The organism is Dorea hominis, from assembly GCF_014287705.1.
GTDB classification, from domain to species: domain Bacteria; phylum Bacillota; class Clostridia; order Lachnospirales; family Lachnospiraceae; genus Dorea_D; species Dorea_D hominis.
Genome location: NZ_JACOOY010000001.1, coordinates 127,520 through 152,576, shown reverse-complemented (window position 1 = coordinate 152,576; position 25,057 = coordinate 127,520). Strand labels below are relative to the sequence as shown.

The 25,057-nt window shown below is 41.2% G+C and carries 18 protein-coding genes; 17 read left to right on the top strand and 1 reads right to left on the bottom strand.

The window, feature by feature from the left end; genetic code table 11:
* Window positions 1–26 precede the first annotated feature (26 nt).
* From H8S07_RS00740 to rseP, 12 genes are all read left to right on the top strand, one after another.
* A complete protein-coding gene (locus H8S07_RS00740) occupies window positions 27–5,204 on the top strand; it encodes a Spy0128 family protein (RefSeq protein ID WP_186855223.1) in 5,178 nt (1,725 codons plus the stop codon).
* 317 nt (window positions 5,205–5,521) lie between these two features.
* A complete protein-coding gene (locus H8S07_RS00735; protein WP_147364884.1) occupies window positions 5,522–7,093 on the top strand; it encodes a hypothetical protein in 1,572 nt (523 codons plus the stop codon).
* Complete coding sequence (locus H8S07_RS00730) at window positions 7,074–8,387, top strand: sensor histidine kinase (RefSeq protein ID WP_186855222.1); 1,314 nt, start codon at window positions 7,074–7,076, stop codon at window positions 8,385–8,387. Before H8S07_RS00735 ends, H8S07_RS00730 begins: the two co-directional genes overlap by 20 nt.
* Complete coding sequence (locus H8S07_RS00725; protein ID WP_186855221.1) at window positions 8,335–8,958, top strand: response regulator transcription factor; 624 nt, start codon at window positions 8,335–8,337, stop codon at window positions 8,956–8,958. Before H8S07_RS00730 ends, H8S07_RS00725 begins: the two co-directional genes overlap by 53 nt.
* A gap of 240 nt (window positions 8,959–9,198) precedes the next feature.
* The gene (locus H8S07_RS00720) at window positions 9,199–10,044 is read left to right on the top strand and encodes an Ig-like domain-containing protein (protein ID WP_186855220.1); all 846 of its coding nucleotides are present in this window, start codon (window positions 9,199–9,201) and stop codon (window positions 10,042–10,044) included.
* 240 nt (window positions 10,045–10,284) lie between these two features.
* Window positions 10,285–11,109, top strand: a complete 825-nt coding sequence (locus H8S07_RS00715; RefSeq protein WP_186855219.1) for a hypothetical protein — start codon at window positions 10,285–10,287, stop codon at window positions 11,107–11,109.
* A gap of 86 nt (window positions 11,110–11,195) precedes the next feature.
* A complete protein-coding gene (gene pyrH / locus H8S07_RS00710) occupies window positions 11,196–11,891 on the top strand; it encodes a UMP kinase (protein ID WP_021861081.1) in 696 nt (231 codons plus the stop codon).
* A gap of 18 nt (window positions 11,892–11,909) precedes the next feature.
* Window positions 11,910–12,461 carry a ribosome recycling factor gene (gene frr, locus H8S07_RS00705; RefSeq protein ID WP_021861080.1) on the top strand — a complete coding sequence of 184 codons (552 nt, stop codon included), beginning with the start codon at window positions 11,910–11,912 and terminating at the stop codon, window positions 12,459–12,461.
* Between the two features lie 66 nt (window positions 12,462–12,527).
* Window positions 12,528–13,250: an isoprenyl transferase gene (locus H8S07_RS00700; RefSeq protein WP_117537134.1), complete on the top strand. Its 723-nt coding sequence runs from the start codon at window positions 12,528–12,530 to the stop codon at window positions 13,248–13,250.
* Window positions 13,243–14,049, top strand: coding sequence for a phosphatidate cytidylyltransferase (locus tag H8S07_RS00695; protein ID WP_186855218.1), 807 nt, complete (start codon window positions 13,243–13,245; stop codon window positions 14,047–14,049). Before H8S07_RS00700 ends, H8S07_RS00695 begins: the two co-directional genes overlap by 8 nt.
* 38 nt (window positions 14,050–14,087) lie before the next feature.
* A complete protein-coding gene (gene dxr, locus H8S07_RS00690) occupies window positions 14,088–15,230 on the top strand; it encodes a 1-deoxy-D-xylulose-5-phosphate reductoisomerase (RefSeq protein WP_021861078.1) in 1,143 nt (380 codons plus the stop codon).
* Window positions 15,231–15,247: 17 nt separating this feature from the next.
* On the top strand, window positions 15,248–16,282 hold the full coding sequence (gene rseP / locus H8S07_RS00685) for an RIP metalloprotease RseP (protein ID WP_186855283.1): 1,035 nt from the start codon (window positions 15,248–15,250) through the stop codon (window positions 16,280–16,282).
* Between the two features lie 133 nt (window positions 16,283–16,415).
* Here rseP and H8S07_RS00680 read toward each other — a convergent pair whose 3' ends face one another.
* A complete protein-coding gene (locus H8S07_RS00680) occupies window positions 16,416–17,687 on the bottom strand; it encodes a peptidoglycan-binding protein (RefSeq protein WP_186855217.1) in 1,272 nt (423 codons plus the stop codon).
* 296 nt (window positions 17,688–17,983) lie between these two features.
* Here H8S07_RS00680 and H8S07_RS00675 point away from each other — a divergent pair, with 296 nt between their 5' ends.
* From H8S07_RS00675 to H8S07_RS00655, 5 genes are all read left to right on the top strand, one after another.
* Complete coding sequence (locus H8S07_RS00675; protein ID WP_021861075.1) at window positions 17,984–19,054, top strand: carbamoyl phosphate synthase small subunit; 1,071 nt, start codon at window positions 17,984–17,986, stop codon at window positions 19,052–19,054.
* The gene (carB, locus tag H8S07_RS00670) at window positions 19,054–22,251 is read left to right on the top strand and encodes a carbamoyl-phosphate synthase large subunit (protein ID WP_186855216.1); all 3,198 of its coding nucleotides are present in this window, start codon (window positions 19,054–19,056) and stop codon (window positions 22,249–22,251) included. Before H8S07_RS00675 ends, carB begins: the two co-directional genes overlap by 1 nt.
* 234 nt (window positions 22,252–22,485) lie before the next feature.
* Window positions 22,486–23,121 (top strand): cell wall hydrolase, encoded by a 636-nt coding sequence (locus H8S07_RS00665; protein ID WP_186855215.1) that lies wholly within the window; start codon window positions 22,486–22,488, stop codon window positions 23,119–23,121.
* Between the two features lie 195 nt (window positions 23,122–23,316).
* The gene (locus tag H8S07_RS00660) at window positions 23,317–23,991 is read left to right on the top strand and encodes a response regulator transcription factor (RefSeq protein ID WP_021861072.1); all 675 of its coding nucleotides are present in this window, start codon (window positions 23,317–23,319) and stop codon (window positions 23,989–23,991) included.
* Window positions 23,988–24,983: a sensor histidine kinase gene (locus H8S07_RS00655; protein WP_186855214.1), complete on the top strand. Its 996-nt coding sequence runs from the start codon at window positions 23,988–23,990 to the stop codon at window positions 24,981–24,983. Before H8S07_RS00660 ends, H8S07_RS00655 begins: the two co-directional genes overlap by 4 nt.
* The last annotated feature ends 74 nt before the right edge of the window (window positions 24,984–25,057 follow it).

Sequence of the window (25,057 nt, the reverse complement as noted above, 5' to 3'; positions counted from 1 at the left end):
AGAATAAGCTGGAAAGGAGTGGAGAAATGAAAAGGCAGTTTTTGGGAAGAAGCAGATGTAAGAATACGATCAGAAGAGTTCTGACGATCGTGCTGATGATGGCACTGGTCTGGGGAATGTTATCTTCTGGTATGGCAGTACAGGCGGAAGAACAGACATCAGAGGGTACACTTTCAGGAGTGACATCTCAAAGCAAGGGTACGATGGCAGATGCGTCCAGTATTGCCAATTGGAAAAAAGCACTGACGGATGGAGACGGGAACTATTTGATAGAAAATACCGGTAAGATCTGGTCAGACAAAACAGTTACAACAGAAAATCTGGAAATAGAAAACGGAGGAAAGAAGATCACGGTATCAAATGACGGATCTGATTTCCTCGTTGCATTATCTGCACTTTCTTCTATGTCCAACAGGAAAACAGTTTCGGATAAACCGTTAGATATCGTGCTGACACTGGATGTATCCGGATCTATGAGCGATAATCTGAATGGAAGCACTTCTAAACTTTCTGCGCTGAAAACAGCGGTAAATGATTTCATTGATAAAACAGATGCAGTCAATAAAAATATCACGGATGCATCAAAAAAACATAAGATTGCAATTGTAAAATATGCAGGAAATAAATCCGATAAAATTGGAAATACCACATATACTTCCAATGGTTATAAGTATAATCATACGCAGATTCTCAGCAATCTGACGGATGATGCATCTGTATTGAAAGCGGATGTAAATGCACTGAATGCCAGCGGATGTACGGCAGCGGATTATGGAATGGAATATACAAAAAAGATCATAGATCAGATAGAACGGAAAAAATCGCAGAAGATCGTCATCCTGTTTACGGACGGAGAACCGAATCATTTTAGCGGATTTGACGGATACGTTGCAAATCAGGCGATTTCTTATGCGAAAGATCTGAAAAAGGATGGAACAAGGATCTACACGATTGGTGTATTCGATTCGGCAGATCCGTCAGATACGCGAAATTCATTTAATGCATATATGCACGGCGTTTCCAGTAACTATCCGGATGCACAGAGTTATCAGAACCTCGGCAGCAGAGCAAAAGACAGCCAGTATTACAAGGCGGCATCCAATGTGGCGGAACTGAATAAGATTTTCGATGAAATCGCGCAGGATATCAGTCAGTCAACAAGTGGTGTACCAACAGAGTTAGGAGAGGCAGACGGCAGTAAAGACGGTTATGTTATATTTACAGATCGGCTTGGGGATTATATGAAAGTGGATCGCTTTGCAAATATTGTCTGTGCAGGAAAAACATTTGATCTGAAAGAGAAGACAACCAGCGGAAATAAGGATGTCTATCATTTCTCCGGCACGGTTTCGGCGAATGCTTTATATGAAAATGCCAGTCTTGATGACCTGATTATTCAGGTAGAAAAATCAAATGATTTAAAAACGGGAGATCTTGTCACAGTGAAGATTCCGGCATCGCTGCTGCCACTTTTGAATTTCAAGGTGAACGAAGTGAACGGAAAAGAGAACGTGACAGTGGAAGAAGCATCACCAATCTCCATCTGTTATGGTGTAAGCCTGAAAGATGGTGTGGAAGAGAAAATGGCAGTTCCGGATGAGAATATGCAGTCTTATCTGGCTGAAAACCAGAAGGATGGAATTGTATCATTTTACAGCAATGTTTATACGAAAGGAGAAGATAACGGAGACACAACGTGCATATTTACACCGGCATCTGAAAATCCGTATTACCGGCAGGCGAAGAATGAGACTGAAACAAAGCAGGAAAATGTGACAGAAACCGCAAAAAATGTCTGGAGTTCAAAGAGGACAAGTGGAGATGCCTCTGAGATAAAAGAAGAACTCGGTAATAACGGAAAGTTACAGGTTGTGTGTCCGGGAGCGCTTCTGATCAGCAAATGTGCGGAAGTGGCAGAAGGATTTACAGGACCGGAAAAAGCCGGTGAAACGGAATTCCATTTTAAAATCCAGATTCCATCTGCAATGAATCAGACATTCCAGGTGCAGAAATATCAGAATGAACAGAAGGTTGGTGATCTGATATCACTTACATTTGCAAATGGAAAAGCAGACATTGTCTTAAAAGACGGAGAATCTCTCTGCATTTACGGATTGGAAGCAAATGCGGCATACAGCATCGAGGAAGTGAATCTGCCGGGAGGATATACGCTGGATGAAAAATCAGGAGAAAATGGAAAAATTAATGCAGGAAAAACGATGGAAGCAGTATTTCATAATGTTTACAGGGCAGATCCGGCAGAACTTGCAAACGGAATTTTCTGCGTACAGAAGCAGTTCCCGAACTGGAAAGCATTTCAGGGACTGTCTTTTGATATTGTGCTGAGCAGTGACCAGAAAAATGCGCCGTTCCCGGAAGGAGCGCAGGTGACAGAAAAAGACGGTGTCCGGTGCATGACAAAAAATGTAACAAATGCACAGAACATTGGGTTCGGAACAATTACATTTACAAGACCGGGTACATTTAAGTATCAAATCCGGGAACAGATACCGGCAGAAAATAATCGTGCCGGTGGTGTGAAATATTCGCAGGCATTCTATGAAGTTGTTGTGAAAGTGACAGATGACGGAAAGGGGAATCTGCATGCGGAATTAACGATGTGGCAGAAAAAGGATGATAAAGGCGCGGAATTAAATCTTGCAGTTGCAGATCAGATTGCAAGGATTCAGAATGACTATGAGACCGATGCGGTGACACTTCAGGGCGCAGCAAATCTGAAAGTGAAAAAGGAACTTACCGGACGGGACTGGATGTCGGATGATGCGTTTACATTTGCAATCGGATGGGATAAAGACAATCCAGATGCAGCAAAAGATGTAAAGCTTCCGAAAGCAATTACTGTAAAAAATGGTGTGGAAGCGCATTTTGGTGATATCGTATTTAAAGAGCCGGGAGTTTATAAACTGGTTATAAAAGAAAGAAAAGGAAGTCTTCCGGGTGTCACTTATGCAGACGGAAATGTAAAAGTGACAGTGGTCGTGACTGATAATCTGGATGGAACACTGACTGCAAAAGCACTTCCTTCCGGATATCAGACAGAAGGAAACGGCGTGTCGATTACAGGAGACCGTGTGATGACATTTACGAACCGGTACGAAGTAAAACCGGTGCAAACATCTGTTCATGGAAAGAAATTGCTGGAGGGCAGAGATTTAAGAGCAGATGATACGTTCCATTTCCGGATCAAGGCAGAAAATGATGCGCCACTTCCGGGTGAAACGGTTGTAACAAACGATGTAGACGGAAAATTCCATTTCCAGATGTCTTATGTGAAGGCAGGGATTTATAAATATACGATTCAAGAAGTGGAGGACACGGAGCATCCGATTCCGGGTATCCGTTATGATAAAGTTAAATACGAAGTGACAGTAAAAGTAACGGATGATGGAAAAGGAGCATTAAAGGCAGAAGTTATTTATCCGGACGGAAATCCATTGAAGATTATGAACCGCTACAAAGCAGATCCGGTTGTTCCGGCTGATTTTAAAACCGGTATACGCGGCACAAAGCAGGTACAGTCAAGTGAAAATAATATGTTTACAATGAAAGGCGGAGAATTTACATTTGTACTGGAAACTGCTGAAAATAATCCAGAGTCAGATCCGGTGAAAGCATTGTCAGAGGCTGCACGCACAGTGAAAAATGATGCAGACGGACAGTTCCGTTTTGAAAATACTATGCGGTACACAGAAAGTGGAACATATGTGTATACAATCCGTGAAAAACAGGAAAATGCAAACGGAATCAGCTATGACGGAGTTCCGGTAACGGTAATCGTGACGGTAAAAGACAATCTGAAAGGCAAATTGGAAGCAACGGTAACTTATGAAAAAGGACAGAAAAAAGCGGACAGCATTTTATTTACGAACAAATACAACCCGGACAAAGTACTTGTTACTTTACAGGGAATGAAAGAACTGACAGGCAGGACACTGGAAGAAGGAACGTTTCAGTTCAGGCTGAAATCAATCAGCGAAGATATTCCGGAAGAAGTGCAGGAAGAGTTGCAAAATGATACAGGAAAAGCAGTGGCAGAAAATGTAGACGAAACCGTTACAAATAGCCAGGGTGGAAGTTTTCATTTTGGAGAGCTTACCTATACACATCCGGGAACGTACATTTATCAGGTATCTGAAGTTCAGGGGGATAAGGAAGGGTACACGTACGATTCCCATGTTGCAACTGTGAAAGTTGTCGTTACAGATCAGGACGGCATATTACAGGCAGAAGTCTATACGGACGGACAGAAAGGAAAGTATCCAGAATTCCACAACCAGTACGCGCCGAATCCGGTAACACTGGAAGGAAAGAATATCATTCACGCTAAAAAAACGTTGCATGGACGGGATATGAAGAGTGGAGAATTTTTGTTTGAGCTATTAAATGAAGATGGAACAGTTGTTGCAAAAACCAGGAACCAGGCAGACGGAAATGTCATATTCCCTGCAATGACTTATGAAAAAGCAGGAATTTACCGCTATACAATGAGAGAAACAAAAGGAACTTCCGGTGGCGTTACGTATGATGAGACTGTTTATGGGGTGACAGTGGAGGTTACGGATGCCGAAGGATATCTGAAAGCAGAGACATCGTATGCATATGCTGGAGATGCTGTGAATATTCCGACGTTTTCCAATCAGTATCAGGCAGTGCCGGTAGAAGTGGTTCCGGGCGCTGTGAAAGTGCTGAAAGGCAGATTGCTCGCAGAAGGAGAATTTACGTTTGAATTAAAAGACGTAAATGGCGCGGTTATGCAGACGGTGAAAAATGATGCGTCCGGAAGAGTGACATTTGATAAATTAACATTTAACCGTGTGGGCACGTATATTTATACAGTAAATGAGAAGCATGAGCAGGCGAAAGGTATTACCTATGACACTTCTGTATACACGTACAAAATAACGGTGACGGATAATGAGCAGGGCGCTTATCAGGCGAAGGTCGAGACAACGCCGGACGAAGTGTTATTTACAAATGTGTACACGAAGCCGCAGGAACCACAAAATCCACAGAAACCGACTAATCCGCAGAAACCAAACCAGCCACAGAAGCCGGTAAAAACAGTTACAATCCTGCCGAAGACCGGTGATCCGGCGCAGACAGGACTGATGATCGGAATTATGGCAGGGGCAGCAGGACTTGCTGGCGTCTGTGTAATTCGGAAGAGAAAAAGTGTGAGATAAAAGATTTCCCGATAGCAAAAATATCTATATTATAAAAGGATGACAAGAGCTTTGACGCAGGCGATAAAACCGCAGGTGTCATAGCTCTTGTTGTATGATTGTTCCTGACATGTCATTCCAGAAAAGAAGTTTCTTTCATATACGGTATCCAGGAATCATGTTATAATAAAAATATGTAGAAAAATTGTATGGAGGAGAGACAGATGGAAAAAAGCACAAGAGCAGAATTTTCATATGTGATATTTTTTTTGGCAATTTTGTGCGGATATGTCTTTCGCCTGCTTCCACGGAATATTTTACTCCCAGGGGATGTCTTTATGGGATTGGATGTATTACGTTCTGCAATTTACATGGAACTGGTTCTGTACTGGATTTCATCTGTGAAAAAAAGGATCTTGTACAGTGCAGTTCGGAAATATTTGTTGATGATCGGTTACCTTCTTATTTTCTGGTTGTTTATACGTACAATAAAGTATCTTTTCCTGGGAAATATGGATTTCCTGAAAAGTCTGTGCTGGTATGGATTTTATATACCGATGTTATTTATACCATTATTTGCACTATATCTGGCAGTCTGCCTTGGACAGCCAGAGCATTACAGGTTACCAAAGTATTTGTATAGTCTTGTTTTCCCGGCAGTTGTGCTCTGTCTTCTTGTTTTGACGAATCATATCCATCAGTGTGTGTTTCGCTTTGAAAATGGGGTGCCTTCCAGTGATGGAAATTATTATTACGGATGGGGATACAAAATGATTCTTGCGTGGCTCAGTATGGAAGTTTTGATCTTTTTTGTATTGTTGTTTATAAAAAGTCATGTGCCCGGAAGAAAAAAACGAATCTGGTTGCCAATGATTCCGTTGGGCGTGGGGATTCTATATGTAGGATTGTACCTTTCCGGAATTTCGTTTCTTCGGACTTATGCAGGAGATCTGACGGTGATGATGATTCTTGTGATCCTTGCTATCTGTGAAGGATGTATAAAAAGCGGTCTGATCCCGTCAAATACAGGATATGAAGAACTGTTTGAAGCAACTACAATCGGAGCACAGATTCTGAATCAGAATAAGGAAGTTTGTTTTGCATCTGGAAATGCAAAACAAATATCAGAAAATGTACTGGAAGAGGCAAAAAATGGACCGATTGATCTTGGGGAAGAACAATTGCTTCTTGCACCGGTCAGAGGAGGAGCGGTTGTATGGTGTGAAGATGTGACAGATATCAGATGTGTATTAAAACAATTAGAAGCAAATGCGGAACAACTGGAATCCAGCCGCAGTCTTTTGCAGGCGGAAGTGGATTTAAAGAAAAAACAAAGCAAACTGGATGAGCAGATGCAGTTTTGTAATAAAATTACAGAGTATACAAAAGATCAGATCGATCAGATTAAATACTGGCTCGAAAACAGTAAAAATGAGCAACAGAAATGGGAAAATCTGAAAAAAATATGTGTACTTGCCGCCTATGTGAAACGGATGAGTAATTTAATATTACTTTGTGAAGAATCTGATTTTTTGCCGGCAAAAGAATTGGAGTATTGCTTGAGGGAGTCGGTGGAAAATCTGAAAGTATGCAAAATAGCAGTATCTTTATCCGGAAAATGTGAAGGAGTTTTGAAAAAACAAGATTTGATCGCATTATATGAAACATATGAAAAGCTGATGGAACAGATCCTTGGTGATGTGGATGCAGTGCTGTTACATTTACAGTCGGCAAATAGGCAGGCGGTATTAAAATTGAATATAGCGGGAAATACCACCTGCCTGTCTCGTGTAAGAGATATTGCAGTGGCAGGGAATATACAAATCAGGAAAAGAATACAGAATCAGGAATGTCAGGTACAACTGTATGCCGGAAAGGAGATAGGAAAAAATGAGCGCAATGATATGTAGTTTATTGTTTCTTTGTTTCTTTTTACAGGCAAATGCATTTTTGAAAGAAAAGAGCAGACGAGAAGTCAGAACAGGTCTTTTAGTCAGCAGTTTATTGAATCTGGGATTGTTAATCATATTTGCGGCAGGGGCACAGAAGCTGGCAGATAAAAGCACCACTTCAGCGATAGAAAATGTGGTACTTGGAATTCCGAAAATATACATATTTCTCTATATTGCTATGGCAAGTGTAGTGGCAGGAAAGGTTTATTACCGGCAAATTTGCAGAAGCAAAACGGAAATAACGAATAATACAATACGTGAAGCTGCAGATACGTTACCAATGGGACTATGCTTTTATGATACAAATGGTCAGATTCAGCTTATAAATAAGAGAATGAATCAATTGGGACATAAATTGCGTGGAAAAGCAATTGTAAACGGTGAAGATTTCTGGGAGTTTTTAGAAGAAGGAAGTTTGGTGCTAGGATGTAAGCGCCTGTCCAGGAAGAGTCCAATGATTTTTCAAATGGCGGATCAAACAGTCTGGCAATTTGACCGGGAAGAAATCTATGTGAGAAAAAAGAAAATGATACAGGTGACAGCTTCAGAAAGAACGATGCTATATCAATTACTGAAGAGGCAGGAAGAAGAAAATGAAGAACTGAAAAGTATCAACAAAAGACTGGAAGTGTATGCACAGAGGGTAGAAGAACTTACACGTGCGCGTCAAAGACTTGATACAAAAGTCCGGATTCATGATACGTTCGGACAAATACTTATGGAAACCAGATATTTTCTTTCAAGCAAAACTGTAAAAGATAAAACGGATGAATTATTAAAAAAATGGCATCATATCATTTCGCTTTTGCAGCAAGAGACAAAGGAAGAGCAAGAGGATGCCTTGTATTATTTGAAAAATGCAGCAGCATCCGCAGGAATAAAACTTAAAGTAACAGGAAAAATCCCAGATGACAGAAGTATTCAGGAATTGTTTCTGGCAGCGGGGGCGGAAGCTTTGACAAATGCTGTTCGCCATGGAAAGGCGGACAATTTGTGGATTGAGACAGGAACCGAAAAGGGAGAAATATATTTTATTTGTTCAAATGATGGAGTGATTCCACAGAAAAAAATTACAGAAGGCGGAGGGTTGTCAACGCTTCGTCAGAAAACAGAACTGGCAGGCGGGTCTATGAAAATTACAGCTGAGAATGTATTTTCCTTGAAAATACGACTGCCAAAAGCAGGGGAAGGAAGAGAGAATGATACATGTATTGATTGTGGAAGACGATCCAATGGCAAGAAAATTGTTTGAGATTATTTTGCAGGAAAGTGCCAGATATATAGTTACAGCGGCAATTGAGAGTGCATCCCTAGCAGAATTTTACTGTATGACGAGCACAGTGGATCTGATTTTAATGGATGTCTGTACAGCGCTACGCTCGAGCGGATTGGAAGCGGCAGCAAAAATTAAAAAGATTTATCCAAAGAAGAAAATTATTATTGTGACAAGTCAGCCGGAGTGTGATTTCGTGGAGCGTGCAAGAAAAAGTGGAGTAGAAAGTTTCTGGTATAAAGATCCTTCGGCAGAACATTTGCTGGATGTCATGGATCGGACGATGAGAGGAGAATCTGTTTATCCGGATAAACTGCCTGTATTGCAGATCGGACTTGCAACAAGCGAAGAATTTACGGCAAGAGAGCTGGAAGTACTGCGGGAACTGACCAGCGGAGATACGGATGATGAAATTGCAAAAAGATTACATATCTCAATACATACAGTAAAAAAATATGTAAAAACACTGCTACAGAAAACTGGTTTTACAACGCGGACACAGCTTGCGGTAATGGCAAGAGAAAGCGGAATTGTGATACGGGGATTTTAGAAAGGGAAAAAATATAAAAACATACTCTTTTGAGGGATGTTATACATTTTTTCTTCTGTTAAACTGAAACTAGAATTAGAGATCTTATGTACAAATTCAAGGAAAAGGAGGAGATAAATATGAAAGAAAACGAAGATATTTTGCGAGCGTGCTTGTAATGCTTCTGACATTGCTTCCGGAAGCAAAGGAAGTTTTAAAAAATGTGTTCTTTAAGTTAGGGATAACTGGAAAGGAAAGCGTATGGATAAAAAAATATGGAGATGTATAAGAAAAAACTTTTTGGCGGTTGCAATGGTAGCAATTTTTATATTTTCCGGAGTACAGGGATGTAGAGTAGAGGCGGCAGCGAAACCAAAGCTCAATAAAAAAAGTGTTATGTTGTACGTGGCGCAGAGCAAAAAGTTGAAAGTGAATCATACAAAGGCAAAAGTAAAATGGTCGAGCAGTAATAAAAAAATTGCAAAAGTCAGTAAAAAAGGTACAGTAAAAGCAGTTAAGCCGGGAAAATGTACAATTTATGCAAAAGTAAAGGGCAAAAAGTTAAAGTGTAAGGTGGAAGTTGTTTCCAAACAGCAATATTATGGAAGAAATTTATATATGCTTGTGAGACAAAAAGGAGCAAAAGGTTCATCGGATGTCAGACGCATATCAATGAAAATAAAACAGTATGACGTAGAAAATTATCGTACAGTTATAATAAGTGCGTATCCGAAAAAATGGCAGATGCAATTTGTGTTTAAGGAGGATCTGGAAGAACCGGATGAATTAACGAGAGTGGATATAAAACTGGATGTTTCAAAAGATAAGGCCGGACAATTAAAATATGTATATGAAGACGGTTACAGTGACATTATTTACCGCATACAGGGCAAGGTTGAGAAAAACTGTGATGAAAACAAAAAAGGTCTGGACTTAACGTATTATGAAATTATTAGAGAAGAAGAAGATCCTGACAAAGGAGTGCCGGGAGAGTGGGCATGGCCAAAGACATCCGAAAGTGTAAAAAATGCATTTAGCTATTATGACGATTTGTTAAAAAAATATGGATATTCCATGAAAAAAATTGGGTTTATGAATCGACTTTAAGTGGCTACGAAGAGTTTTTCGTGCTTGTGTGGAAAAGAACAGGGAGCAGTATCGTTTATCAGGACGAACTGCTCCCTGTGTGTTGTTTTATTTTATGGAATAATTTCATTCATGTTTCACTTCCATTGGAAATAAAGAATATAAAAAGCAGATTTCACAAAATATTCAGAAAAAATTAAGTGCATTTTCCGGTATATCTTCTATAATAGTAAGAAGAAAGACAAGAATGGAGGACTTAAGATGGACATAGAATTAGAAAACGAGATTCAGAAAAGGTTACACAAATATCATAAGAAGATGTGGGCTTCGTATGGAACCATTGCAATAGATATTTTGTTTCTGATTTACATGGTGATTTTCAAACTGGATCTGGATATATGTTCCTGGTCATTTGGAATATTTGGAACTTTCCTGATATATGTGGCTGTTTTTGCAGCATATGCCGCAATTGCTGTTCTGGCATGTCTGTTGGAAGCATTTGGGAAACTGGAAATAGAGAAGATTTTATTTGAGGAATGTGATCCGTTTTTATATGAGGCATGTGCAATGCGTATAAAGCAGCCATTTTTCAAAGATCGTGTGAATTGTAATCTTGCAGTCGCAAGGTACTATCAGGGAAATATAGATGCAGCATATGATACGCTGATGGCGATTAATCCAGAAAAATTAAAAAGAGAATTCGCACTGAATTATTATCTGTTATTATCCATGATCTATTTTCAGAGAGACATGGGACAGCAAGTTCCGGAGCTGGAACAGGCATGTCGCAGAAAACTTTCTAAAAATAAAAAAGGACAGGCTCTTTTTGCACATTTGTGTGCATGCAATAATTTCCGGAGGGCAATGGCAAATAAGGACTATGATGCAGCGTTCGGATTTATGCAGGATGCAGCGACTGCACCAAATCGTCTTTTTTATAAGTTGCATCAGATTGCATACAGCTACGATGCAGCGTTGTTGTACAGAGCAGCAGGTGAAAAGGCAAGCACCGGATGGAATCTGGATTATATAGCAAAAGAAGGAAATAAGCTTTTTGTTGTACAAAAAGCAGAAGAAATGCGATAGTTATTCCTTTTTTGAAATTCCTATGTTATAATTACAACAAGTATGTGAAAACATAAAAAGAGAAAAGATAAGGAGTTTGAAAACCGATGAAAAGAGTATTATTAAAACTCAGCGGGGAAGCACTCGCAGGAGATAAAAAAACCGGATTTGATGAAGCTACATGTGTAGGCGTTGCAAAGCAGGTTAAGAAACTGGTAGACGATGGCATCCAGGTTGCAATCGTAACCGGAGGCGGTAATTTCTGGAGAGGAAGAACCAGTGAGACGATTGACCGTGTGAAAGCTGACCAGATCGGTATGCTTGCAACGGTTATGAACTGTATTTATGTATCTGATATTTTCCGTTATGTCGGAATGGAGACAGAGATTTTCACACCATTTGTATGTGGTGCGTTTACATCACTATTTTCCAAAGATGCAGCAGTAGAAGCACTCAATGAAGGAAAGGTTGTATTCTTTGCAGGCGGTACAGGGCATCCGTATTTCTCAACAGATACAGGAGCTGTTCTCCGTGCGATCGAGATCGAGGCAGATGCAATGCTTCTGGCAAAAGCAATTGATGGAATTTATGACAGCGATCCGAAGGTGAATCCGGATGCGAAGAAGTATGATGAGATTTCGATTCAGGAGATCATCGATAAGAAGCTGATGGCAGTTGACCTGACAGCATCTATCATGTGCCTGGAAAATAAGATGCCGATGCTAGTATTCGGACTGAATGAGGAGAACAGTATCGTTGAGACGATGACAGGAACATTTACAGGTACAAAAGTAACTGTATAATAATAGGAGGAAATATTTATGAACGAGAAATTAAAAGCATATGAAGAGAAGATGACCAAGACAATGGGTAATCTGGATGGAGAGCTCGGAGCAATCCGTGCAGGACGTGCCAATCCAAATGTTTTGAATAAAATCATGGTAGATTATTATGGAACACCGACACCAATCCAGCAGGTTGCAAACGTATCTGTACCGGAGCCGCGTATGATCCAGATCCAGCCATGGGAGAAGTCGATGGTAAAAGTAATCGAAAAAGCGATCATGACTTCTGATCTTGGAATCAATCCGACAAACGATGGAACATGTATCCGTCTGGTATTCCCGGAACTGACCGAGGAACGAAGAAAAGAACTGGTAAAGGATGTTAAAAAAAAAGGAGAGGCAGCAAAGGTTGCAATCCGTAATATTCGTCGTGACGGAAATGATGCATTCAAGAAACTGAAAGGTTCTGATGTATCTGAAGATGAGATTAAGGATATGGAAGATGATCTTCAGAAACTGACAGACAAATATGTCAAAGAAGTTGACAAAGCAGTTGAAGCAAAATCAAAAGAAGTAATGACGGTTTAATAAATGAGGGGACAGAAGCCAAAGAGATTTTGGTAACTGTCCCCCATTCGTGGGAGGAGAAACCAGATGAATGTACCGCAGCATATTGCGATTATTTTGGATGGAAACGGACGTTGGGCGAAAGCAAAAGGAATGCCACGTAATTATGGGCATGTACAGGGAAGCAAGAATGTTGAGAAAATCTGTGAAGAAGCATGGAAAATGGGGATCAAATATCTGACTGTATATGCGTTTTCGACAGAGAACTGGAACCGTCCGGCAGATGAAGTGAACGCGTTGATGAAGCTGTTGCGCAGTTATATGAAGACCTGCCTGAAAACAGCAGCGAAAAATGATATGAAAGTCCGTGTAATCGGTGATAAGACCAGACTGGATGATGACATCCGAAATCGTATAGAGGAACTGGAAGAAGCTACAAAGGATAATGGTGGACTGAATTTCCAGATTGCATTGAATTACGGAAGCAGAGATGAGATTATGCGTGCAGTCCGCAGAATTTCCGCGGACTGTGCAGAAGGTAAATTAAAGCCGGGAGAGATTTCAGAAGAAGTTATTTCAGGCTATCTGGATACACATGGAATCCCCGATCCGGATCTTCTGATCCGCACAAGTGGGGAACTCAGATTATCCAATTATCTGCTCTGGCAGCTTGCATATACGGAATTTTATTTTACAGATGTTCCGTGGCCGGATTTTTCAAAAGCAGAACTGGAAAAGGCGATTGAGCAATATAATAGAAGAGACCGCCGCTACGGAGGCGTGAAGGAGGAACAGAAAAAAGATGTTTAAAACAAGACTTTTAAGTGGAATTGTTCTGGTGATCATCCTGATCGCTACAGTTGGATGCGGAGGAGAAATTCTCTTTGGCGTACTTGGCGTAATCAGTCTGATCGGTATGACAGAATTGTATAAGGTAGTGGATGTACAAAAGAAACCAATTGCATTTGCCGGTTATCTGGCAGCAGTAGCTTATTATGCACTTCTGTATACGAATCAGTTAAATCGGTTGCCGCTACTGATCATGGGATTTATGATCGTATTGATGGCAGTTTATGTATTTTCGTATCCTGCATTTGTAGCAGATCAGGTTGCAACAGTATTTTTTGGAGTATTTTATGTGGCAATGATGATGTCTTATGTATATCAGACAAGAATGTTAGAGGATGGTGGCATTGTAGTATGGCTCATTTTCCTGAGTTCCTGGGGATGTGACACCTGTGCGTATTGCGTCGGTATGCTGATCGGTAAACATAAGATGGCGCCGAAGTTAAGCCCGAAGAAGTCGGTAGAAGGTGGAATCGGAGGAATTGTAGGTGCAGCGTTGCTTGGCGCGATATTTGCAGTTGCAATGAATCATTTTGCCGGAGCACAGGCAAATGTGTTGCATTATGCAATCATCTGCGGAGCCGGAGGAGCGATTTCCCAGATTGGAGATCTGGCAGCTTCTGCCATTAAGAGAAATCATGATATTAAAGATTATGGTACGCTGATTCCGGGACATGGCGGCATTCTGGATCGTTTTGACAGTGTTCTTTTTACAGCACCGGTCATTTATTTCCTGACAACATTTCTCGCCGGCAATCTGTAAAATAAAACAGTGGTTATAGGATTAAAGAGAGGGATTTTATGAAGAAAATAGCAATTCTTGGTTCCACCGGATCGATTGGAACACAGACACTCGAAGTAGTCAGAGAAAATAAAGATATTGAAGTGCTTGGACTTGCAGCCGGTAAGAATATCGAACTGCTGGAACAACAGATCCGGGAGTTCCATCCGGTGTGTGTTGCTGTATGGAGCGAAGGCAAAGCAGAAGAGTTAAAAGTAAAAATTGCAGATACAGATACAAGAGTTGTAACAGGAATGGAGGGCCTTATTGAGATCGCAACGCTTGAAAAGGCAGAGATTCTTGTGACGGCAATTGTAGGAATGATCGGACTGCGTCCGACGATCGCAGCGATACAGGCAGGAAAAGACATTGCGCTTGCCAACAAAGAGACGATGGTAACAGCCGGACATCTGATCATGCCGATGGCAAAGGAATATAATGTCCGTATTTTACCGGTAGACAGTGAACACAGTGCTATTTTCCAGTCTCTTCAGGGAAATAAAGGCAATCCAATCCACAAGATCCTTCTGACGGCATCCGGCGGTCCATTCCGCGGAAAAAAAGAAGAAGATCTTCTGAATATCCGTGTGGAAGATGCATTGAAACATCCAAATTGGTCGATGGGACAGAAAATTACCATCGATTCTTCTACAATGGTAAATAAAGGACTGGAAGTGATTGAGGCGAAATGGCTGTTTGATGTAAATGTGGATCAGATCCAGGTTGTTGTACAGCCACAGAGTGTCATTCATTCCATGGTTGAATATGAAGACGGAGCCGTAATGGCGCAGCTTGGAACACCGGATATGAAACTGCCGATTCAGTATGCGCTTTATTATCCAGAGCGTAGATATCTGCCGGGTGACAGACTGGATTTCTGGGAAATGGGAAAACTGGATTTTGAAAAGCCGGATATGGAGACGTTTTATGGTCTGAAACTCGCATATAAGGCAGGAAGAGAAGGCGGAAGTCTTCCGACCGTGCTCAATGCGGCAAATGAGCTGGCGGTAAGCAAGTTCCTGAAACGTGAAGTCAAATATCTGGAAATTATGGAAATCATCGAAGACTGTATGAATGCACATAAGAATATAGCGAATCCGTCACTGGAACAGATTCTCCAGACCGAAGCAGAGACGTATGAACGAATCGAAAGCAGGAGGTAATAATTAGATTGAGTAATATAGTAGGTATTATATTTGCAATACTGATCTTCAGTTTTATTGTATTTTTCCATGAACTGGGGCATTTCACACTGGCAAAAAAGAATGGAATTGATGTGGAAGAGTTTGCAATCGGAATGGGACCGAATCTTGTTTCAAAAGAGTATAAGGGAACAAGATATTGTCTGAAACTTTTTCCAATTGGTGGCTTGTGCATGATGGGAGAAGATGACGAAGCGTCAGATGCACCGGGAAACTTTAATAATAAATCTGTGTGGGCGAGAATTTCTGTTATTGCAGCAGGACCGGTTTTTAATTTTATTCTTGCATTTATCGCATCAATAGTATTGATTATGATGGTAGGATATGACGCTCCGGTAGCGGCTTCTGTGGAACAAGGGTATCCAGCTGCCGCGGCAGGCATTCGGGCAGGAGATAAGATTGTAGAAATCGGAGATAAAAAGATTCACATTTTTCGTGAAGTTACTTCTTACAATCAGTTTCATCAGGGAGAGGCTGCCAAAGTTACCTATGAGCGAAATGGGAAAACCTATACTGTAAAGCTGACTCCAAAGATGGATAAGAAGCTGGGATATTATCGTTATGGAATCACAGGAGCCGGTAATACAAAAGCTTCTTTTGTAAAGAGTCTCCAGTATGGTGTTTATGAAGTGAAATATTGGATCTGTTCGACGGTAGACAGCCTGAAAATGTTAGTTATGAGAAAGATAGGAATGGATCAGTTATCCGGACCGGTCGGAGTTGTAAATGTTGTAGCAGATGCATACCAGCAGACGAAGAGCTATGGAGCAATTGTTGTAATTGAACAGTTTCTCTATATCGGAATTTTATTATCGGCAAACCTGGGAGTTATGAATTTGCTGCCTCTTCCGGCACTGGACGGAGGAAGATTGGTGTTTCTCTTTGTAGAAGCAATCCGGAGAAAGAGGATTCCGCCGGAGAAAGAAGGCTATGTGCATGGACTGGGATTCGTGCTTTTGATGCTTTTGATGGTGTTTGTATTGTTTAATGATGTAAAGAGAATATTTTTCTAGGATTATATGGTATTAGCAGAACGTCACAGACGGAAGGTAGTGCTTATTATCCCGGATGATGAAAGAAAGCTGTCCGGAACAATATCATGAAGTGAAAATGATATTGCTCCCGGACAGCTTTTTGAAAATATAATTATGTTAATTCAGCAATTCTGGAGACTCCGACATAGATTTCAGAAATTTTATACCATGTTTTATAATCTACAACTCCGGTTTGGGGTAAACTAAAAATGGACTGGAATTTCCGAACTGAGTTCTCCGTAGCTGTGCCGTAAATTCCATCGGCATCTACTTTCGGAAGCGCAGGATAGGCACCGGCAATCACATTGAGTTGTTCCTGCATCTGACGTACTTTGTCACCGGAAGAACCAACACTAAGATCGTATCCCGGCCATGATGCCGGAACACCGGAAATTGCTTCAGCAGTATTGATATACATGTCATCTCCATAATAATAACGGAGAATTTCGATTGGTGTGTAACCCTGATCTCCAAGTGATTTAGATCCCCACTGTGTCATCCAATTCGGGCACTGTACCTGACGCCCATCACAGTATTGCGTGAGGATCGGCTGTTTGACATTTGGTCTGGAGAGGTAGTCGGCAAACAGCTCATCGACTACGACAGAGATGGAATCGAAAATATTCCGGTTCGGAATCCATTTGTGATCGAAAGCCGTAGAGGAAGTAATCGTAAAGTCATAGCCCTGATTGCGGTACCACTCTGTGTAGACACGGTTCAGGGTAAAAGACATGATGGCAAGCACATTTGCACGGATCGTGGCGGCAGGCCAGGTCGCATAGATTTCACTGGAAGCAACATTTTTGATGTAATCTTTATATTTTACATAGTAGTTTTTAGCGGTGGAATCTCTCGGACTTCCATCATGGACAACAATATATTCAGGAACAACAACCCGGCTTAAAACAATTTCCCCGGATTCCTGAACAGGCTTTATTTCTTCTTCCGGAATTTTTGCCGGATACTCTCCATATAGAGTATGAGCAGGAATAACATAGACGGAATCATTGTTTTCAGCGCCAAGGGGTGCAAGCGCAAGATTTTGCAGAGAGAGCGTCGATGCAAGAACTTCTGCACCGGCAACACTGATTGGCGCATATCCTTCGGCTTCTATGCGGAGTGTGTATTCAGAGTAAGGCTGTTCGTCAAAGGCGGGATCAAGACTGTATTCCAGGGGCGGTGCATCTAATGTAAGAGATTCTGTTTGACCGGAAGAATCAGTCATCAGTTCTTCCAGAGTACTGTCTGGTATACCGGTGTAAGAGATGGATACTTTAGCATTTGCAACCGGGGCAGCAGTGAGAGAGGAAGTAAGACTGACTTTCAGACTGCCTTTTGCAGAATTGTCCGGCAAAGACGTATTTATACGGTCGTTTTCTGGCATGGGATCATACCTCAAAATACTTTGTCATGTATAATGTATGCGGATAAGAAAAAGAATATGAATATTTTTACGGGAATGAGGTTGAAATTAAAAAAAATATGTAGTATAATTTTTACAATTTGTGGAGACGAAGGCGTCTGAACAAGTGTCATAACAGAGCAGTTGTGCATACGCAGACTGCTTTTTTTATGGAGGCGACAAGCCGGGGAATGCGTTTGCTTAAAACTCTGGCGGAAAAAGATACCTTGGAAACCCACGGATACAATAGGATAATCAGGAAGGGAATAGGTGGATATATGAAAGCATTTCTTATATTAGAAGACGGAACCGTCTTTACCGGAACCAGCATAGGTTCTAAAAAAGATATGATCAGCGAGATTGTGTTTAATACTTCAATGACAGGATATTTGGAAGTATTAACTGACCCTTCTTATGCGGGACAGGCAGTCGTTATGACATACCCATTGATCGGCAACTATGGAATTACACCGGATATGGAATCGAAGAAAGCCTGGCCAAAAGGTTATATCGTCAGAGAACTTTCCAGAGTACCGAGCAATTTCAGATGTGAAGGAACAATTCAGGATTTTCTTGAAAAGCAGGATATTCCGGGAATTGCAGGAATTGACACGCGTGCGCTGACGAAGATTCTTCGTGAGAAAGGTACGATGAACGGTATGATCACAACGAATGAGAATTACGATCTGGATGAGATCCTTCCGAAGTTAAAAGAATATGTAGTCGGAGACGTTGTATCAGAAGTAACCTGTGATAAATCTTATATCTTGGAAGGTGATGGACCAAAAGTTGCATTGATGGATTTTGGTGCCAAGAATAACATTGCCCGTTCTTTAAATAAGCGTGGATGTGAAGTGACCATTTATCCGGCACATACATCTGCACAAGAAATCATTGATTCTAAACCGGATGGTATCATGCTCTCAAATGGACCTGGAGATCCGGAGACCTGTGTTTCTATTATTAAAGAAGTGAAGAAGTTATATGACAGTGATATTCCGATCTTTGCAATCTGTCTGGGACATCAGCTTATGGCACTCGCAAATGGTGGAAAGACATATAAGTTAAAATATGGACACAGAGGTGGGAATCACCCGGTAAAAGATTTAAGTAATAACCGTGTGTACATTTCTTCTCAGAACCATGGATATGCAGTAGATGCTTCTACATTGGATTCATCAATCGCAACAGAAGCATTTGTAAATGTCAATGACGGAACCAATGAAGGTCTGTCTTATGTCGGAAAGAATATCTTTACCGTACAGTTTCATCCGGAAGCTTGCCCGGGACCACAGGACTCAGGATATTTATTTGACAGATTCATGGATATGATGAAGGAGGTACAGTAATGCCAAGAATTAAAGATATCAAAAAAGTATTAGTAATCGGTTCCGGTCCGATTGTAATCGGACAGGCGGCAGAGTTCGATTATGCCGGTACACAGGCATGCCGTTCACTGAAAGAAGAAGGGCTTGAAGTTGTTCTTCTGAACTCTAACCCGGCAACGATTATGACAGATAAAGATATTGCTGACCGTGTATATATTGAACCACTTACCGTTGAAGTTGTAGAACAGCTCATTTTAAAGGAAAAACCGGACAGTGTACTTCCTACGCTTGGTGGACAGGCAGCACTGAACCTTGCCATGGAGATGGAAGAGAATGGCTTCTTAAGAGAGCATAACGTACGCCTGATCGGTACTACTTCCCAGACAATCAAGAAAGCAGAGGACCGTCTGGAATTTAAAGAGACGATGGAGAAGATCGGTGAGCCATGTGCAGCTTCCCTCGTTGTTGAGAATGTGGAAGATGGTATTGCATTTGCGGAGAAGATCGGATACCCGGTTGTACTTCGTCCGGCTTACACACTTGGTGGAAGCGGCGGTGGTATCGCCCACGACCGAACACAGTTAGTTGAGATTCTGGAAAATGGTCTCAGACTTTCCCGTGTCGGACAGGTACTGGTAGAGCGTTGTATTGCCGGATGGAAAGAGATTGAGTATGAAGTGATGCGTGACGGCAATGGAAACTGCATTACTGTATGTAATATGGAAAATATAGATCCGGTTGGTGTGCATACCGGTGACAGTATTGTAGTTGCACCTTCCCAGACACTGGGTGATAAGGAGTACCAGATGCTGCGAACTTCTGCGCTGAACATTATCAGCGAGCTGAATATTACCGGAGGATGTAACGTACAGTATGCGTTGAATCCTGACACATTTGAGTACTGTGTTATCGAGGTAAATCCGCGTGTAAGCCGTTCTTCTGCACTGGCTTCCAAAGCAACCGGATATCCAATTGCGAAAGTTGCTGCAAAGATCGCACTTGGATATACACTGGATGAGATTAAGAATGCAGTTACGAAGAAGACCTATGCAAGTTTCGAGCCAATGCTTGACTATTGCGTTGTAAAGATCCCGAGACTTCCATTTGATAAATTTATCAGTGCAAAACGTACACTGACAACACAGATGAAAGCAACCGGAGAAGTTATGAGTATCTGTGATAACTTTGAAGGTGCACTTATGAAAGCAATCCGTTCTCTGGAGCAGCATGTAGACAGCCTGATGTCTTACGATTTTTCACATCTGAAAGGTGAGGAGCTGTTAGAAGAGTTAAAAGTTGTAGATGACAGAAGAATCTGGAAGATTGCAGAAGCGATCCGCCAGGGAATCAGTTATGATGAGATTCATGCAATCACAAAGATTGACAAATGGTTCATTGACAAGATTGCAATTCTTGTTGAGATGGAACAGAAGCTGCAGAATGAAACATTGAATGCAGAGACATTAAAAGAAGCAAAACGTATGGAATTTCCAGATTCTGTTATTGCAAAATTAACAGGCAATACAGAGCGCCAGATTCACGATATGCGCCATGAATATGGAATTACGGCAGCATATAAGATGGTTGATACGTGTGCGGCTGAGTTTGCAGCAGAGACACCGTACTATTATTCTGTATTTGGCAGCGAGAACGAAGTTGAAGAGACGAATGACAAGAAGAAAGTACTTGTTCTTGGATCAGGTCCGATCCGTATCGGACAAGGAATTGAGTTTGATTTCTGTTCTGTGCATTGTACATGGGCATTTGCAAAAGAAGACTATGAGACAATCATTGTAAATAATAACCCGGAGACAGTAAGTACAGACTTTGACATTGCAGATAAATTGTATTTTGAACCGCTGACACCGGAAGATGTAGAGAGTATTGTTGATCTTGAAAAACCGGACGGAGCAGTCGTACAGTTTGGTGGACAGACAGCGATCAAGCTGACAGAGTCTCTTATGAAAATGGGCGTTCCAATCCTTGGAACTTCTGCCGAGAATGTAGATGCAGCGGAAGACCGTGAGCTGTTTGATGAGATTCTGGAAGAGTGTAAGATTCCAAGACCAACAGGTGGTACTGTATTTACAGCAGAAGAAGCAAAAGAAGTTGCAAACAGACTGGGGTATCCGGTACTTGTGAGACCTTCTTATGTACTCGGCGGACAGGGAATGCAGATTGCGATTAACGACCATGATATTGATGAATTTATCGGCATCATCAACCGGATTGCACAGGATCATCCGATTCTTGTAGATAAATATCTGCAGGGTAAAGAGATTGAGGTCGATGCAGTATGCGATGGCGAAGATATCCTGATTCCAGGTATCATGGAACATATCGAGCGTGCAGGAATCCATTCCGGAGACAGTATTTCCGTATATCCGGCACAGAGCATTTCCGAGAAGACGAAGCAGACGATCGCAGAATATACAAGAAGACTTGCAAAATCACTGCACGTTATCGGACTGATCAATATCCAGTTTATTGTATGTGGTGAAGAAGTGTACGTCATCGAGGTAAACCCTCGTTCCAGCCGTACGGTTCCATATATCAGTAAAGTAACCGGTATCCCAATCGTTCCGCTTGCAACAAAAGTCATCATCGGAGCAAAGATCAAAGATCTCGGATACACACCAGGATTACAGCCGGAAGCAGATTATTTTGCTGTTAAGATGCCGGTATTCTCCTTCGAGAAAATACGTGGTGCAGATATCAGCTTAGGACCTGAGATGAAATCTACCGGAGAGTGTCTGGGAATTGCGAAGACATTTGACGAAGCATTGTATAAGGCATTTATCGGAGCCGGAATCCGTCTGCCGAAGCATAAGAATATGATCATGACTGTTCGTGATGAAGATAAGGAAGAAGCAATCGATATCGGACGCAGATTCGAGAAACTTGGATATAAGATCTTTGCAACGAGAGGAACTGCGGATATCCTGAAAGAAGCAGGAGTGAAAGCAAATGCAGTAAATAAGATCGAGCAGGAATCTCCGAACCTGATGGATCTTATCTTGGGACATAAGATCGACCTTGTTATCGATACACCGCATCAGGGAGCAGAACATTCCAGAGATGGTTTTGTGATCCGTAGAAATGCGATTGAGACAGGTGTGAATGTACTGACAGCGATTGATACAGCAAAAGCGCTTGTATCCAGTCTGGAGAATACAGATATTAAGAAACTGACATTGATCGATATTGCTACAATTTAAAGATGTCAAGATAAAACCTGCTACAGGATTCTGTAGCAGGTTTTTTACATATTAGGAATTTTGTCCTATTTGATTTTTCTGTTCTTCGAGTAATATTTGACAGAACAGCCAGATTATGATATGATACCAGACGTTGTGCGTAACATTTTTGTAATATTTGTAATAAAATTGAAATGAATGAGTATGATTTATGTAAAGAAAATGGTTTGGCACATATAGGAGGGTATTATATTTATGAATTGTCATAGCATCCGGAGGAAGTTGCCAGTGGCAGGTTCTGTAGGTAAGGGAAGTAAAAAGATTGTATTATTCTTAGCGGCTTTGATATGTACCGTGTGTATGACTGGATTTACAGCGAAAGCGGCATCGGTGGAGGGAAACGTCAGACATTCCAGATCGATTGCAGTTCAGACGAGGGAGACAATACGAGTACAAAAGATCAGATTAAAACAGGCAGTATTGGAAAAAGAGCAGGAAATCAGACGACAGAAAATCCGTGCAAAAAGAGAAGCAAGAAAAAAACAGGAACAAAAGAAACTGAAAAAACAGCAGGAGCTGTTAGCAGCACTTATATTCTGTGAAGCGGGAAATCAGCCGTATAAAGGACAGGTTGCTGTGGGAGCGGTTGTTTTAAACCGGATAAAAAGCAAAACATATCCGGATTCTATGAAGGAAGTTATCTATCAGCGCGGACAGTTCGGACCGGCAGGCAGCGGATGGCTGAATCGTGTTTTGCAGAATAAAAGTTATACCAAAACCGCCTGGAAAGCAGCAGCGGATGCATTAAAAGGAAAAGATCCGATAAATGGATGTCTGTATTTTAATCAGGGAGGCTCCGGAAAGAAGATCGGTGATCATTATTTCCACTAAGAGATAGAGCAAAAAAGTCTTATTTCTGGAATTGACAACTTCCGGACAAGGTATTAGGATGTAAGAGCAGAGGCGGGACGTTTCTGCTCATTTTGTTATGGCGACGAGGAAAATGCACCATGCTTGCATGGCTGCATTTGACGACCGCTAATCAGAGCGGGATGGCTACCATAGTCTCGGCAGGTGGGGAAAAAGATGTATAAGATTTTAATTGTAGAAGACGACCAGACGATTGCACAGACAGTGGCAATGCATTTGGAAAAATGGAATTACAAAACAAAAACGACAGAAGATTTGAAAAATGTATTGCAGGAATTTCTGGCTTTTGAACCGGAACTTGTGATCCTGGATATTATGCTTCCGTTTTTTAATGGCTTTTACTGGTGCCAGAAGATTCGTGAAGTGTCGAAAGTACCGATTGTTTTTCTTTCTTCAGCAAATGACAATATGAACATTGTCATGGCGATGAATATGGGTGCGGACGAGTTTATTGAAAAGCCATTTGATCTGACAGTTCTGACTGCAAAAGTACAGGCACTGCTTAGAAGAACCTATTCTTTTGGCGGAACGACAAATGCGATAGAATATAAAGGTGCTCTTTTGAATCTGAATGATGCAGTGCTGACTTATCAGGAGCAGAGAGTCGAGCTGACAAAAAATGAATTTAGAATTTTACAGATATTACTTGAAAATGCGGGAAAGATTGTTTCAAGAGATACGATCATGGAACGACTCTGGGAAAATGATTCGTTTGTGGACGATAATACACTTACAGTTAATGTGACAAGACTTCGTAAAAAACTGGAAAGTATCGGAATGACAGATGTGATCCGTACGAAAAAAGGAATTGGATATTTGGTGGAACTATGAAAATCTTAAGAGCATATATAAAAGAACATCGGACGCAGATCTGTATGTATCTGGGTGCGTATGGAATCTTTTTCGTTATATTTGATCTGTATCATATCGATCTGGCATGTGTGGAATATGCATTTCTACTGTCAGGTGTGTGGAGCCTGCTTTATGCGGTTCTTGGATTTGTAAGATACAGAAGAACGCACAGAGAACTGCAGAATGTTATAAAAGGTGAGAAAGAGCAGATTCTGGAATTTGCAGAAGAAACCACACTTCTGGAACAGGATTATCAGAAACTGGTACAGAAATTATATACGCAGATCAATGAGACTGAGTCGGAACAGGCAATAGAACGGCAGGACATGCTGGATTATTACAGTATGTGGGCGCATCAGATCAAGACTCCGATCGCAGCGATGAATCTCCTGCTTCAGACAGAAAAAGAGGAGCATCCGGTTCTGGTAAGAGAACTGGAGATGGAATTATTTAAAATCCAGCAGTATGTAGAAATGGTCTTAACTTATCTGCGTATGGAAGATATGTCAGCGGATCTGTCCTTTGCAGTCTGTGATCTTGATACGGTTATCCGCCAAGTAGTGCGCAAGTATTCCAAGATGTTTATTTTAAAGAAAATCACACTGGTATATGAGCCGATTCAGGAAACAGTATTAACCGATGAAAAATGGCTGTCGTTTGTTCTGGAGCAGCTGCTTTCCAATGCTTTGAAATATACAGAAAACGGAAGTGTGCATATTTATAAAAAAGGTCAGATACTTGTTGTGGAAGATACTGGGATCGGTATTCGTGAAGAAGATCTGCCACGGATTTTTGAACGCGGATTTACCGGTTATAATGGCAGAAATGATAAGAAATCGACAGGCATCGGACTTTATTTATGCAAATCGGTAATGGATAAGCTTCAGCATGGATTGTGGCTGAAATCGGAAGCGGGGAAAGGAACAAGAGCCTGCATGGATTTGTCCAGAGAAAAATTACCGATTGAATAGATACAAAAGAGAATCTGGAAGTAAAATGAGATATCTTACAAAAATGTAAGAAACAGGAAGGAAAATGTAACCTG

Excerpts from the sequence above, each read along its gene's own strand:
- H8S07_RS00655 (WP_186855214.1), top strand. The coding sequence starts at position 23,988 with ATGAAAATCTTAAGAGCATATATAAAAGAACATCGGACGCAGATCTGT.
- H8S07_RS00725 (WP_186855221.1), top strand. The coding sequence starts at position 8,335 with ATGATACATGTATTGATTGTGGAAGACGATCCAATGGCAAGAAAATTG.
- carB (WP_186855216.1), top strand. The coding sequence starts at position 19,054 with ATGCCAAGAATTAAAGATATCAAAAAAGTATTAGTAATCGGTTCCGGT.
- H8S07_RS00720 (WP_186855220.1), top strand. The coding sequence starts at position 9,199 with ATGGATAAAAAAATATGGAGATGTATAAGAAAAAACTTTTTGGCGGTT.
- H8S07_RS00665 (WP_186855215.1), top strand. The coding sequence starts at position 22,486 with ATGAATTGTCATAGCATCCGGAGGAAGTTGCCAGTGGCAGGTTCTGTA.
- H8S07_RS00740 (WP_186855223.1), top strand. The coding sequence starts at position 27 with ATGAAAAGGCAGTTTTTGGGAAGAAGCAGATGTAAGAATACGATCAGA.
- pyrH (WP_021861081.1), top strand. The coding sequence starts at position 11,196 with ATGAAAAGAGTATTATTAAAACTCAGCGGGGAAGCACTCGCAGGAGAT.
- H8S07_RS00735 (WP_147364884.1), top strand. The coding sequence starts at position 5,522 with ATGGGATTGGATGTATTACGTTCTGCAATTTACATGGAACTGGTTCTG.
- H8S07_RS00695 (WP_186855218.1), top strand. The coding sequence starts at position 13,243 with ATGTTTAAAACAAGACTTTTAAGTGGAATTGTTCTGGTGATCATCCTG.
- H8S07_RS00660 (WP_021861072.1), top strand. The coding sequence starts at position 23,317 with ATGTATAAGATTTTAATTGTAGAAGACGACCAGACGATTGCACAGACA.
- frr (WP_021861080.1), top strand. The coding sequence starts at position 11,910 with ATGAACGAGAAATTAAAAGCATATGAAGAGAAGATGACCAAGACAATG.
- H8S07_RS00680 (WP_186855217.1), bottom strand. The coding sequence starts at position 17,687 with ATGCCAGAAAACGACCGTATAAATACGTCTTTGCCGGACAATTCTGCA.
- H8S07_RS00675 (WP_021861075.1), top strand. The coding sequence starts at position 17,984 with ATGAAAGCATTTCTTATATTAGAAGACGGAACCGTCTTTACCGGAACC.
- H8S07_RS00730 (WP_186855222.1), top strand. The coding sequence starts at position 7,074 with ATGAGCGCAATGATATGTAGTTTATTGTTTCTTTGTTTCTTTTTACAG.
- dxr (WP_021861078.1), top strand. The coding sequence starts at position 14,088 with ATGAAGAAAATAGCAATTCTTGGTTCCACCGGATCGATTGGAACACAG.
- H8S07_RS00700 (WP_117537134.1), top strand. The coding sequence starts at position 12,528 with ATGAATGTACCGCAGCATATTGCGATTATTTTGGATGGAAACGGACGT.
- H8S07_RS00715 (WP_186855219.1), top strand. The coding sequence starts at position 10,285 with ATGGACATAGAATTAGAAAACGAGATTCAGAAAAGGTTACACAAATAT.